Consider the following 12,743-nt stretch of genomic DNA (forward strand, 5'->3'; position numbering starts at 1 on the left):
CGGCGATGGATCTCTGGCGCATTCTGAGACGCGAGGCGCTGCGCAACATGCAGCCGCTGCTTCTGCTGGCGGTGCTGGCGGCGGCGCTCAACCTCGCCCTGCTGACCTCGCTGAACGACGCCCTGCTGGTGCTGGACGATCCGGAGGGGCTGCAACGTCTGCTGATCGTCTTCCTGCTGTCGGCCTTCCTGTGGCGGATCGCCCAGGGCTGGATGATGAACGCGGCGTCCAAGCGCATGCAGGCCGCGCTCGCCGTCCTGCGCGTCGACCTGCTGCGCCGGGCCGTGGCCGCCGACCTGCCGGACGCGATGGCGGTCGGCCCCTCCCGCCTCGCCCAGGTGGCGGGAGGGGAGTTGCAGATGCTGGCCCAGGCGGTTCCGACCCTGGTCATCAGCTTCCAGTCGGTTGCCGCAATCGTGCTGTGCCTGCTGTATCTCTCCACCCTGTCGGGTGCGGCGGTGCTGATCGTGCTCTGCTTCCTGGTTGTCGGCGGCATCCTGATCGGACGCTCCGTCATCCGGCTGGAACTGATGTCGGAGACGATCCACGAGGCCGAAGGCGCCCTGGCGGAACGGTCCGACCACATCCTGCAGACCTTGCGCGAATGCAAGCTGAACCGCCGCCGCGCCGCCAACGCGCTGGCCGACGCGACGTCCTGCGCCGAAGCCCTGCGCAAGGAACGCCACCGCTTCGGCGCGGAGTACAGCCACTACTTCACCATCAGCGAACTGACCTATTACGCCGCCCTGGCCGGGATCATCTTCCTGCTGCCGGCGGTCACCAACACCGACATCGCCACGGTCATCCTGGCCGGCCATGCCGCCGCCTTCATCGCCTATCCGGTCATCACCATCGTCGCCTCCTACCCCTCCTACATCAGCGCCGAGACCGCCGCCCGCTCCTATCTGGCGGTGGAAGCGGAGCTGAAGGCGGCGCCGCAGGCGGTCGCTCCGGGCCGCAACGCCGGCATGGACGATCCCTTCTCCACCATCGCCCTGGAGGGCGCCACCTTCCGCCATGCCGGGCGGGACGGCACGGGCTCCTTCACCGTCGGCCCGGTGGACATGACGGTCGAGCGCGGCAGCGTCGTCTTCATCACCGGCCACAATGGTGCCGGCAAGAGCACGCTGATCCACATGCTGCTGGGCCTCTATCCGATCCAGCGCGGCAGCCTGTCGGTGGATGGCGTGACGGTCGGGCCGGACGGCCTCGCTGCCCACCGCGACCGTTTCGCGGTGGTCTTCTCCGACAGCCATGTCACCCGCCAGCTCTATGGCGCGACGACGCTCGACGACGGCTTCGCCGAAGAGCTTCTCGACCTGCTGGAGATGTCCGACAAGGTCGCCATCGACGGACGTGCCTTCACCACCGTCGATCTGTCGCAGGGCCAGAAAAAACGCCTTGCCCTGATCGCCGCGCTGCTGGAGCGCAAGCCGGTGCTGGTGCTGGACGAATGGGCGGCCGACCAGTCGCCCTATTTCCGGCGCAAGTTCTACCGCGAGATCATTCCCTGGATGAAGGCGCGCGGCATCACCGTGATCGCGGTGACCCACGACGACGCCTATTTCGATGCGGCCGATGTGCAGTTGCAGGTCGACCGCGGCGGCATCCGCCAGCTCATCGCCACGGTTCCCGCGGGTGGCATTCCCGCCCCCGACCTTCTTCCCGTCTCTTCCTGAGGCGGGTCCAACCCTTCCTCCTCCCTATCCCCTCCCCTGCCCCCATCACCCAGACGCGAGACAGAGGCACACCATGATCCTTCTCACCGGCGGCACAGGCTTTCTCGGCGGTTCCTTCTACCTCGACGCCGTGCAGAACGGGTCCGCGGCGGACTGCCTTCTGCTGATCCGCGGCGCCGACGAGGCCGCCTGCCGCGCCCGTCTCGCCTCCAACCTCGCGCGCTGCGTCGACCGCGCCACGGCCGATGCCTATGCCGGCCTGTGCCAGATTCTGCCGGGCGACCTGCAATCGCTGGCGACCAGCACCGACCCGCGGCTGGACGCGGTGACCCACATCGTCCATGTCGCCGCCGACACCTCCTTCGACAGCCGCCATTCGGTCTGGCAGATCAACGTCGACGGCACGCTGGCGTTGGCCGCCCGCGCCCGCCGGATGAAGCATCTCCAGCGCTTCCTGCATATCGGCACCGCCTTCTGCTGCGGCGAGACGCCGTGGCTGGAGATGGTGAGCGAGGCCCCGGCCCCCGGCCACGACACGCCCCACATCGTCGAGTACACCCGCAGCAAGGCCGCGGCCGAGCGCGCTCTGGCCGCCGGATTCCCCGACCTGCCGATCGTCGTCTGCCGCCCGTCCATCGTCGTCGGCCACACCCAGCTGGGCGTGCGCCCCAGCGCCAGCATCTTCTGGTTCTTCCGTCTGGTCGACCGCACCGGCATCCTGCCCTGCTCGCCCGACGGCTTCATCGATATCGTGCCCGTCGACTGGGCGTCGGCCCGTCTGCACGACCTGCTGCGCAAGCCCGACCTGAAGCACAACATCTACCACATCTCCGCCGGTCTCGGCAGCCGGACGACCTGGGTCGATTTCCAGGACGCCTTCGCCAGCCACGGCCATGAGGGCACCCGCCCCTACAGCTTCTTCGACCCGAAGGGTCCGGAGGGGTGGAAGCCCTTCGACCGCGCCTATCGCCTGGCATTCCCGCAGCGCGACATCCTGCACCGGACGATGGCGGCCGGCGGCCGCAAGTACCACCGCTTCACCGCCCAGGACATCGCCTTCGACAACAGCCGCCTGCTGTCGGAAGGCTTCGCCCCGCCGCCGCGCTTCGCCGACTACATCGGCGTCTGCCTCCAGCAGCCGCGCACGACCATCGAGGAACAGTTCGTCGACGACGCTGCCAGCTTCGAGTTCGACGAATCGCTGGCTCCCGCCAACGCCGCCGCCTGACGCATCGACAGGTCGTCCGGGAAAAGAAACGCCATGCCGCTCCTCATCCCCACCCGCCTCGCATCCAGCCCGATCCACGGGCTGGGTCTCTTCGCCGAGGAGCCGGTCGCGGCCGGCACGCCGGTGTGGCGGTTCGATGCCCGCGTCGACCGCCTCTTCGCCCCTGACGACGCGCTGCTGGACGAGTTCCCCCAGCTTTCCCGGCTGGTGGATTTCCACGGCTGCGTGATCGACGGGGTCGGCGTCCTGCTGCCCGGCGACGACGCCCGCTTCCTCAACCATGACGACGAGCCGTCCATCGGCCGGGCCGACCCCGGCGACTGGCGGGTCTTCGTCACCCGCCGCGCCATCGCCGCCGGCGAGGAGATCACCTGCAACTACGAGGACATTTGCGCCGATGTCCGCGACGCGGGTGCGGCCAGCTATCTGTCTGGAGGGCCGGTATGACGCCGCGCGCGTCGCATCATCCCCTGATGACCAGCATCGTCGAACCCGCCGCCCTGACGCCGGAGCGGCGGGCGGTGATGTTCGCCCTGCTCAGCGTCTGGTTCGAGGGGTACGGCGAGGAGTATTTCAACGAAGAGCTGGGCGACCTCGACCACTGCGTCCTGCAGGAGGATCCGGCCACCGGCGAACTGGTCGGCTTCGCGACGGTCTATCGCCAGGAAACGGAGATCGCCGGCACCGCCGTCGGCGCCTTCCACACCGCCCATTGCATTCTGGAGCGGCGCTTCTGGGGGTCGAACGGGCTGGTGCGCGCCATGGTCGCCGAAATGGTCGGGCGGGCGCGTGCCGACCGGTCGGGGCGGCTCTGGTACTGGAGCTACAGCGCCGTCGGCTACCGCTCCTACCGCTACATGCCGATGCTGTTCCTCCGCCACACGCCCAGCGCGGACCGGACGCTCGACGACCTCGACCGGGCCTTGCGCGACCATATCGGCCGCGAGTGCTTCGCCCAGTACTATGACCCGGACACCGGCACCGTGGACTGGAAATGGCAGGGCTACGGCCTGACGGAGGAGGCCCGCGCCATCAGCGAGGCCAAGCTCGACAGCCCTGCGGTCGCCCAGTTCCGCGACCTCAACCCGCGCTGGGCCGACAGTGTCGAAATCCTCTGCCTCGCCCGCCTGACCGACGAAAACCTCACCCCGTTCGGCCGCCGCTGGTTCCCCATTGACCAGACGGCCTGACGCCTGCCGCCCTTTCCCGGAATGACCATCCCGATGCGCCCGATGTCCCAGATCTCCCTTCTCCGCACCGCAGCCCTGGCCGGCACCGCTGTCGTCGCGCTTCAGGCCGCCCCGGCCCTTGCCGAGGCCGAGTTTAGCCTGACCATCGGCGGCGACGCCTATTTCCAGGGCGCCTATGTCAGCCAGAAGCAGGACAGCGGGCTGCGCTCGACCGAGTTCTCCAACCGCCTGCGCCTGACCGTCACCCCGTCGGCCACCACCGACAACGGGCTGACCTACGGCGCCCGGCTGCGTCTGGTCTCCGGCAACGGCGACCCTTCGGTGTCGAGCCGGACGGTGGAGAACGACCGCGCCTTCCTCTTCGCCAACGGGTCCTTCGGCACCATCCAGGCCGGCGTCATCAACGGGCTGTCGGACGAATACGGCATCATCGGCCCCAACACGGAGGGCATCGCCGGCAGCCCGGACAGCAACGGCATCCTGTTCCTCCACGGCTCGTCGACCTACGCCGCCCTGCCGCTGGCGGCGACCAGCCTGCGCACGCTGGTGTCCTACGACACCGGGACCAAGTTCATCTACATCAGCCCCAGCTTCGGCGGTGTGCAGGCCGCGGTGTCCTACACCCCGCGCACCGGCGATTCCAACACGTCGATCAACCGCCGCAAGGTGGATGCGCTTGGCGATGCGCTCGCCTTCCGCGACGTGGTCGAAGCGGGTGCCGCCTTCCAGAACAGCTTCGGCGACGTGACGGTGGAGGCCAGCGCCTTCTACCAGACCGGCAAGGCGGTGCGGCAGAGCGACGGCATCGCCAGCCAGTCCTTCGAGGATCTGAACTCGTTCCATGTCGGCGCCAATGTCGGCTACGGGCCGGCGAAGGTCGGCGTCAGCTACGCCTACAGCGGCGACAGCGGCTATGCCAAGGGGACCCCGCAGTCGCGCAACCAGCAGAACCTGATCGTCGGCGCCCAATACACCAGCGGCCCGCTGCTGTTCGCCGCCAACTACATGCGCGCGCTGGGCAACGACATGGCGACCATGACGACGCCGGCCAAGGCCGACGTCTGGCAGGGCGGCGTCACCTGGACCGTCGCCCCCGGCCTGACCACCGGGCTGGAGTATGATTATGTCCGCTCGACCCTGTCGGGCGCTGCGGCCAGCGGCGGCGACCTGACCGACCGCGCGCACATCCTGATGCTGGACACCCGTCTGGCATTCTGAGGCCCAGGACGAACACTCCCTGGCAGCCGGCCCTACCGCCGGCCCGCCGAAGTCTCCGGACCGATGCATGACCACGCATCGGTCCGTGGGCCTCGCGGTTGCAGGAACCAGTGAAGCCTAGAGTTTGATCGGTTCAAGCGGAATCGCTTGAAGCGTGAATCACACGGAAAACCAAAAGACTAGAATCCGTCTGGTGCTTCAATAAGCATCAGACGGATTCTAGTCTTTCCATTTCGCGTCATCAAAGCGGATTTGACGGTTTCCTGCACCGTCTCAAATCAGGCTTGCCGCATCCCGCCCCAGGCGCGTCCCGCCACCGACACCGCGCGGCTTCTGGCGCGCGAAGATCCAGCCCCAACAAAGGCCGAGGGGGAGCACCGCCAGCGCCGGCATGATCGACACATGCAGATGGGTGGCGCTGAACAGCATGTTGGACAGCAGGATCTTCTCCAGCGCCTTGTATCTGCTGGTCAGGAGCGGCCGAAGCGATGCCTGAATGCCGCGGACGATGATTTCCAGGAACAGCGGCTGGGGTGACGCCTCGGTCTCCCATCAACCGGGTCACCTAGCCGAACGGGGGATCGACAGGCCACCTCCGCATGGGTTCAGTAAGGGGAGACCGCAACGCTCCCACCGGGGGGCGGTGTCCATAAAGGACCGCTGGTTCAAAAATCATGGTCCATAAATCATCCGGGGAAGGAAAGCAGCCTTGAGTACCGACACCACCTCGCTGACCCAGAGCTATGTTCACGGGGCGGGCAGCACCCCGTTGCTGGGCGAGACCATCGGCGCGCATCTCGACCGCATGGCGGCGCTGTCCCCCGACCGGCCTGCCCTGATCGTCCGGCACCAGGACGTCCGCTGGACCTATGCGGAGTTCAAGCGCACCGTCGACCGGGTGGCGGCGGGGCTGGTGGCGCTGGGGCTGAAGCCGGGCGAGCGCATCGGCATCTGGTCGCAGAACAACGCCGAATGGGTGGTGACCCAGTTCGCCACCGCCAAGGCCGGCCTGATCCTGGTCAACATCAACCCGGCCTACCGCCTGCACGAGCTGGAATACGCCATCAACAAGGTCGGCTGCGCCGCCCTGATCCTGTCGCCGTCCTTCAAGTCCAGCGACTATCTCGGCATGATGGCCAAGCTGGCGCCGGAACTGGCGCAGACGGCGGCCGACAAGCCCCTGTCGCTGCAACGGCTGCCCAGCCTGCGCCATCTGATCCGCCTGGGGGCGGAAAAGACGCCGGGCATGCTGAATTTCGACGATCTGCCGGCGTTGGCCCGCCCGGCCGACGTGGCGGAGCTGGGGCGGCTGGCCGGCATCCTGCAATTCGACGATCCCGTGAACATCCAGTTCACCAGCGGCACGACCGGCAGCCCGAAGGGCGCCACGCTGACCCACCACAACATCCTGAACAACGGCTTTTCCGTCGGCGAGGCGATGCGCCTGACCGAACAGGACCGGCTGTGCATCCCGGTCCCCTTCTATCACTGCTTCGGCATGGTGCTGGGCAACCTCGCCTGCGTCACCCACCGGGCCTGCATGGTGATACCGGGCGAGGGCTTCGACCCCGTCGCCGTGCTGACCGCGGTGCAGGAGGAGCGCTGCACCGGGCTGCACGGCGTGCCGACCATGTTCATCGCCCTGCTCGACCACCCGGACTTCGCGCGCTACGACCTGTCGAGCCTGCGCACCGGCATCATGGCCGGCTCGCCCTGCCCGATCGAGGTGATGAAGCGCGTGGTCTCCGAGATGAACCAGCGCGAGATCACCATCGCCTACGGCATGACCGAGACCAGTCCGGTCAGCTTCCAAAGCTCCACCGACGACCCGCTCGAACGGCGCGTCTCCACCGTCGGGCGCATCCAGCCGCATCTGGAGGTGAAGATCGTCGATGCGGAGGGTCGCATCGTCCCGCCGGGCACGCCGGGGGAACTGCTGACCCGCGGCTATTCGGTAATGCGCGGCTATTGGGGCGACGCCGAGCAGACCGCCAGGGCCATCGACGAAGCCGGCTGGATGCACACCGGCGACCTCGCCACCATCGACAGGGAGGGCTACTGCAACATCGTCGGCCGGCTGAAGGATCTGGTGATCCGCGGCGGCGAGAACATCTATCCCCGCGAGGTGGAGGAATTCCTCTATACCCACCCCGACATCGCCGACGTGCAGGTGTTCGGCGTTCCCGACCAGCAGTATGGCGAACAGCTCTGCGCCTGGATCCGGCCGAAGCCGGGGACGGCGCTCACCGAGCAGCAGGTGACCGCCTTCTGCCAGGGCAACATCGCCCATTACAAGATCCCGAAATACATCCGCTTCGTCGAAGACTTCCCGATGACCGTCACCGGCAAGATCCAGAAATTCGTCATGCGCCAGACCATGATCGAGGAGCTGAACCTGTCGCAGGACCGCACCGCCTGACGCATCCTAATCCCCGGCCGGCGGACTGCCGGCCGGGGCGACGGGGATCATGACGCGCGCGCACCCCACGGCAGCCAGGCGCCGATCCAGCCCGACACGGCCCCGGTGGCGGTCGAGAACCATCCCTTTGCCTCCTCCGCCAGCGGCGGAGCCTTGTCCTTCCACTGCTTGATCCACTCGACGGCCGGCTGCATGTCCTCCTCGACCGACTTCAGCCGGTCGCTGAATTTGCCGAACTCCTCACGCTGTTCGTTCAGCCGGGTCGATGCCTGTTCCTGCAACGCGGACAGGGTCTCCATCATTCCCTTCGCCATCTCGATTGTGGCGTTCAGCGTCTCCATCCGGGAGGCATCACCGGTACCGCGATCCGCGAGGGCCTGGAGGTCGGGCAGCGCCGCCAGCTTCCGCTCGATCTCGTCCAGCCGGGCCTGGAGTTTGTCCAGTCGCTCCAGCAGGACCGGATCGGCGGGCACCGGCGTGGGAGCGGACACCGCGGCAGCGGCAACCGGCGTGGAGACCGGAACCGGCGCGTTCGCCGGGCCGGAGGCGCCGCCGGCCGGCGGAGGAGCCGCGCGCAGCAGGTCGGCCGACACGAAACCGGTCCTGCCACTCTGCGTCACCACGCTATACCAGGGGGCGTCGGCCACCTTGCCGGTCACCCGCAGGCGGCTTCCGCCATCGACCAGCTCGATGCGTGACGCCCGCGCCGAGGGCTGCTCGCGCACATTGATCCGCGCGGTCGCCACGAAGTCTCCGTCCAGCGGCGTGACCTGCGCCGACGGCGTGTCACGCGCGCTCTGCGCCCCGGCCGTCGGCGGCGAGGCCAGGAGGAACAGGGTCAAGGCGGCCAGGGCCAAGGCAGCCGGGGGAAGCGGACGACGGGCCGGGCGGGTCGAATTCATGGTTTCGCGCTTTCCTCGTTCACAAAGTCACTGGCCTTGATCAGCCGGTCGATTTCCGCCTCTTCGCGGGCGAGCTGGGCCTCCAGTTCCGGGCTGACCTTCCGGCTGCTCCAGAATGCATCCTGATAAAAAGTGTCGTACCAGTTCTGGAGCGTGTTCATGCCCACGTCCATGGCGACGCCGCCGAGCAGCGACGCGGTGACGACCAGGACGGTCAGGGAGGTCGGCTCCATGATGCTGTCTCCTCGTGGGTCGGAAGGTCTCGGGTCGGAAGGTCTCGGGTCAGAAGGTCTCGCTGGCGAGGTCGCCCTCGGCCACCACGCGCAACCGCTCCAGCGCCTCCTGGCCGAAGCACTGGAACAGCACCGGGGTGGTCAGCGTGTCCAGCAGGGTGGAGCTGATCAGCCCGCCGAAGATGGCGACCGCCACCGGATGGAGGATTTCAGTTCCCGGCATATCGGACGAGAACAGCAGCGGGATCAGCGCCAACCCCGCCGACAGCGCGGTCATCAGCACCGGCGTCAGCCGCTCCTCGCAACCGCGCATGATCAGCACGCGGCCGGTCGGCACCCCCTCATGCAGGGCGAGGTTGATGAAATGGCTGATCTTGAGCACGCCGTTGCGCACCGCGACACCGGTCACCGCGATGAAGCCGATCATGGCGGCAAGGCTCAGATCCTGGCCGAAGACGACCAGGGCGGCGACGCAGCCGATCAGGGCGAGCGGAATGTTCGCCATCACGATCAGGCTCAGCACCACCGAGCGGTAGCGCTGGTACAGGACAAGGAACACCAGGGCGATGGAAACCGCGCACAGCCCGGCCATCACCGGCCGGCTCTCCTCCTCCTGGCGGAAGCTGCCCTCCAGCAGCGTGTTGTAGCCGGACGGCAAGGGGGTGGTAGCGATCTTCGCCCGCATCTGCGCGACGATGGCCGACATGTCCGACCCGTCGGTGTTGGCGGTCAGCACGATCCGGCGCATGCCCGCCTCGCGCATGATCTGGTTGGGACCGGCGGCGTTGACGATGGTGGCGACGGAGGACAGTGGTACATAGCCGGCCGGGGTTTCCATCCGCATCTGGGCCAGGGTTTCCGGCGTGCGGTCGGCATCCGACAGGCGCAGAACCACGTCGAACCGCTTGCCGCCGTCGATCACCTGCGACACCGTATGGCCGTTCGACAGGCTCTCCAGGGCCTCCGCCAGCTGCGCCGGCGTCACGCCGAACAGCTTGGCCCGCTCGTAATCCAGCGTGATGCGGATCTGCGGGACCTGGACCTGCTGCTCGACCAGCAGGTCGCGCAGGCCCGGAATATCGTCGAACTTCTCGCGGAAGCGGCCGGCCAGCATGCGCAGCGTGCCCAGATCCTCGCCGAAGATCTTCATGACGATGGCGCCGCGCACGCCGTTCTGCGCCACCTCCATGCGCGAGGTCAGGAACTGGGTCACGGTCAGATCGACCGGCAGCACCGACAGGCGGTCGCGCAGATCCTCGATCACCTCGGCGCGGCTGCGGCCGTCCAGCCGGACGCGAACTGGAAACTCGCTGCTGTTCACCGGATCGGCGTCCTCGTCATCCTCGTTGCGGCCGGTGCGGCGGGCGACGCTCACCACCTCCGGCACCTGAAGGATGATCTGTTCCGCCATCGCCCCGACCCGGCTCGATTCGGCGAGCGAGATGCCGGGCCGGTTCAGCAGTTGGACATAGAGCGTTCCCTCGTTGAAGGGCGGCAGGAAGGAGCGCGGCAGCAGCGGCAGGGCCAGCGCCGACAGCACGACAAGCCCGGCGGTGGCGCCGAGCAGGGCGCGCGGATTATCGAGCGACCAGCCGAGCACCCGGCCGTTCAGCCGCTTCAGCCAGCGGATCAGCCGGCCGTCATGCGACTCCTCCAGATGCTTCATGTTGGGCAGCAGATAGGCGCAGAGCGCCGGCGTCACCGTCAGCGACACCAGGAGGCTGGCGAAGATCGATACGATGTAGGCGACGCCGAGCGGACCGAACAGCCGCCCCTGCTCGCCCGGCAGGGCGAACAGCGGCAGGAAGACCAGCAGGATGATCGCGGTGGCGTAGATGATGCCCGACCGCACCTCCTGCGAGGCGCGCATGATGACCTCGATCACCTCCAGCGGCCGGTGGCGCCGACGGTTGTCGCCCAGCCGGCGCAAGGTGTTCTCGACATAGACCACCGAATCGTCCACCAGCTGGCCGATGCCAATGGCGATGCCGCCCAGCGTCATGGTGTTGATGGTGGACCCCATCAGCTTCAGCGTGATGATGGTGACGATCAGCGACACCGGGATCGCCAGCAGCGAGATGGCGGTGGTGCGCACGCTCCACAGGAAGGCGGCCAGCACGACGGCGACGATGACGATGGCGTCGCGCAGCACATCCTCGACATTCTCGACCGACGCGCTGATCAGGTCCGCTTGGCTGTAGGAGATCTTCCTCGCCTCCACGCCCGGCGGCAGGGAGGGTGCCAGTTCGGCCAGCATGTCCTCGACCCGGCCGGCCAGCGCCACGCTGTTGGCGGCAGGATGCTTGAGGATCGCCATCAGGACGGCGGGCTCGCCGTTGAAGCTGCCCTCGCCACGCTTCACCTTGGCGGCGAAACTGACGTCGCCGATCTGGCTCAGCAGCACCGGACGCCCGTCGCGATAGGTGACGACGAGGCTGCGCAGATCGTCCAGGCTGCGGCTGCGGCCGACGTTGCGGATAATGAATTCGGTGTTGTAGAGGTCGTTGAAGCCACCGCTGCTGTTCCGGCCGAAATCGTTCAGCGACTGCTCGACCTGGGTCAGCGTAATTCCCAGCATGTTCATGGCGACGGGGTTCGGCGTGAAGCGGTACTGCCGCACATCGCCGCCCACGACATAGACCTGCGAAACGCCTTCCACCGCCATCAGCCGGGGGCGGATCGTCCAGTCGGCAAGCTCCCGCAGGGTCATCGGATCCATGCCGGGGGCCTGCACCACCAGTTGCATCGCCAAGCCCATCACCGACGACATCGGCGCCAGATTTGGGGTGATGTCGTCCGGCAACCGCTCCCGCGCCATCGCCAGACGCTCCATGACCAGCTGACGGTTGCGCAGCGGGTCGGTGCCCCAGACGAACTCGACATAGATCAGCGAAAAGCCGGGGCTCGACGAACTGCGGATGCGCGACACCCCCGGCATGCCGTTCAGCACCAGCTCCATCGGATAGGTGATGAGCTGTTCGACCTCCTCGGGCGCATAGCCGCCGGCCTCGGTGACGATCGTCACCATCGGCGGATGCAGGTCGGGAAGCAGGTCGATGGGCATGTCCCGCGCGATCAGAACGCCCCAGCCGGTGATCAGCAGCGCCGCGATCAGGACGAGGGGGCGTTGGCGCAGGCTGAGTCCGACGAGAAAGGTGAACATGACGACGGGCGTCTCCGAAGGCGGCCGGAAGGCTGGAGGTGGCGAGGGATCAGGCTGCCTTGCCGGGCCAGCGGCGGCGGATGGCCACCGGATGCTGCCACATCCACAGGAGGGCCACGATCAGGGCGACCGCCACCCCCGCCCAGACGATAGGCCGGTGGGCGGACGCGGCACCGGGGACGGTGTCCGCCAGTCGCGGCACCAACAGGTCGGCGGCCCCGGTCGCGGTCGCCCCGGCCAGCGCCATCCTCACCGTCAGCGGCGTGACGCTGGCCGGCGGCAGGTAGGGTTCGGAGCGGTAGATGCCGGGAGAAACCTCGCTCAGCTCCAGCGTCTGCCGCGGGGTGTCGATCCGCAGTTCGGCCCCACTCAAAGCCTCGCTGCTGTCATAGCGGTCGACGAAGGCGAACAGCCGCTTCTGGTTGGCGATCACCACGACGCTGACGGGTTCCGCTGCAGCCCCCCTCACCGTCGTCCGGGCCAGCTCCATGACCATCGCGACGCGCGGCGACGCGGCAGTCCCGGCCGGCCCGGTCTCGTCGGCCAGAGCCGGGCCGGCGGAACCGGCGCTCATCCCTGCCGCCAGACACACCGCCAGCACGGCGGATACCGCGCTGGCGCCGGCGCAACGGAGCCAGTCTGCCGTCCTACTGCGAAACTCCATGGCGTCCTCCACTGTATCTGCGTTCATTGTTTTTGGCTGGGCATTGT

At 67.7% G+C, this 12,743-nt stretch carries 11 protein-coding genes; 6 read left to right on the forward strand and 5 right to left on the reverse strand.

Features of this window, described 5'->3' with window-relative positions; all coding sequences use genetic code 11:
• Positions 1-5: 5 nt before the first annotated feature.
• From ABNQ39_RS23995 to ABNQ39_RS24015, 5 genes are all read left to right on the forward strand, one after another.
• Positions 6-1,679 (forward strand): ATP-binding cassette domain-containing protein, encoded by a 1,674-nt coding sequence (locus ABNQ39_RS23995; protein WP_376962741.1) that lies wholly within the window; start codon positions 6-8, stop codon positions 1,677-1,679.
• Positions 1,680-1,752: 73 nt separating this feature from the next.
• Entirely contained in the window at positions 1,753-2,907 is a 1,155-nt protein-coding gene (locus ABNQ39_RS24000; protein ID WP_376962743.1) for an SDR family oxidoreductase, read from the forward strand.
• A gap of 33 nt (positions 2,908-2,940) precedes the next feature.
• On the forward strand, positions 2,941-3,354 hold the full coding sequence (locus tag ABNQ39_RS24005; RefSeq protein WP_376962745.1) for an SET domain-containing protein: 414 nt from the start codon (positions 2,941-2,943) through the stop codon (positions 3,352-3,354).
• Positions 3,351-4,097, forward strand: a complete 747-nt coding sequence (locus ABNQ39_RS24010) for a hypothetical protein (protein ID WP_376962748.1) — start codon at positions 3,351-3,353, stop codon at positions 4,095-4,097. Before ABNQ39_RS24005 ends, ABNQ39_RS24010 begins: the two co-directional genes overlap by 4 nt.
• A gap of 42 nt (positions 4,098-4,139) precedes the next feature.
• On the forward strand, positions 4,140-5,315 hold the full coding sequence (locus tag ABNQ39_RS24015) for a porin (RefSeq protein ID WP_376962750.1): 1,176 nt from the start codon (positions 4,140-4,142) through the stop codon (positions 5,313-5,315).
• Between the two features lie 273 nt (positions 5,316-5,588).
• Here the strand turns inward: ABNQ39_RS24015 and ABNQ39_RS24020 are convergent, their stop codons facing one another.
• Positions 5,589-5,840 (reverse strand): CPBP family intramembrane glutamic endopeptidase, encoded by a 252-nt coding sequence (locus ABNQ39_RS24020; protein WP_376965028.1) that lies wholly within the window; start codon positions 5,838-5,840, stop codon positions 5,589-5,591.
• A 184-nt stretch (positions 5,841-6,024) separates the two neighbouring features.
• Between ABNQ39_RS24020 and ABNQ39_RS24025 the strand changes: the two genes are divergently transcribed.
• On the forward strand, positions 6,025-7,734 hold the full coding sequence (locus tag ABNQ39_RS24025) for an AMP-binding protein (RefSeq protein ID WP_376962752.1): 1,710 nt from the start codon (positions 6,025-6,027) through the stop codon (positions 7,732-7,734).
• A gap of 47 nt (positions 7,735-7,781) precedes the next feature.
• On the opposite strand, the gene ABNQ39_RS24030 is transcribed toward ABNQ39_RS24025, so the two are convergent.
• The 4 genes from ABNQ39_RS24030 to ABNQ39_RS24045 are packed head-to-tail and all read right to left on the reverse strand — an operon-like array spanning position 7,782 to position 12,696.
• Positions 7,782-8,636: an SH3 domain-containing protein gene (locus ABNQ39_RS24030; protein ID WP_376962754.1), complete on the reverse strand. Its 855-nt coding sequence runs from the start codon at positions 8,634-8,636 to the stop codon at positions 7,782-7,784.
• Positions 8,633-8,869 carry a hypothetical protein gene (locus tag ABNQ39_RS24035; protein WP_376962756.1) on the reverse strand — a complete coding sequence of 79 codons (237 nt, stop codon included), beginning with the start codon at positions 8,867-8,869 and terminating at the stop codon, positions 8,633-8,635. The genes ABNQ39_RS24030 and ABNQ39_RS24035 overlap by 4 nt, the downstream gene beginning before the upstream one ends.
• Before the next feature lie 49 nt (positions 8,870-8,918).
• On the reverse strand, positions 8,919-12,032 hold the full coding sequence (locus ABNQ39_RS24040) for an efflux RND transporter permease subunit (protein ID WP_376962758.1): 3,114 nt from the start codon (positions 12,030-12,032) through the stop codon (positions 8,919-8,921).
• Between the two features lie 49 nt (positions 12,033-12,081).
• Entirely contained in the window at positions 12,082-12,696 is a 615-nt protein-coding gene (locus tag ABNQ39_RS24045; protein WP_376962760.1) for a hypothetical protein, read from the reverse strand.
• Between the last annotated feature and the right edge of the window lie 47 nt (positions 12,697-12,743).

The organism is Azospirillum sp. A26, from assembly GCF_042604635.1.
GTDB lineage: Bacteria > Pseudomonadota > Alphaproteobacteria > Azospirillales > Azospirillaceae > Azospirillum > Azospirillum palustre.

Coding starts and splice junctions, on each gene's coding strand:
- ABNQ39_RS23995 (WP_376962741.1), top strand. CDS start 6: ATGGATCTCTGGCGCATTCTGAGACGCGAGGCGCTGCGCAACATGCAG.
- ABNQ39_RS24000 (WP_376962743.1), top strand. CDS start 1,753: ATGATCCTTCTCACCGGCGGCACAGGCTTTCTCGGCGGTTCCTTCTAC.
- ABNQ39_RS24005 (WP_376962745.1), top strand. CDS start 2,941: ATGCCGCTCCTCATCCCCACCCGCCTCGCATCCAGCCCGATCCACGGG.
- ABNQ39_RS24010 (WP_376962748.1), top strand. CDS start 3,351: ATGACGCCGCGCGCGTCGCATCATCCCCTGATGACCAGCATCGTCGAA.
- ABNQ39_RS24015 (WP_376962750.1), top strand. CDS start 4,140: ATGTCCCAGATCTCCCTTCTCCGCACCGCAGCCCTGGCCGGCACCGCT.
- ABNQ39_RS24030 (WP_376962754.1), bottom strand. CDS start 8,636: ATGAATTCGACCCGCCCGGCCCGTCGTCCGCTTCCCCCGGCTGCCTTG.
- ABNQ39_RS24035 (WP_376962756.1), bottom strand. CDS start 8,869: ATGGAGCCGACCTCCCTGACCGTCCTGGTCGTCACCGCGTCGCTGCTC.
- ABNQ39_RS24040 (WP_376962758.1), bottom strand. CDS start 12,032: ATGTTCACCTTTCTCGTCGGACTCAGCCTGCGCCAACGCCCCCTCGTC.
- ABNQ39_RS24045 (WP_376962760.1), bottom strand. CDS start 12,696: ATGGAGTTTCGCAGTAGGACGGCAGACTGGCTCCGTTGCGCCGGCGCC.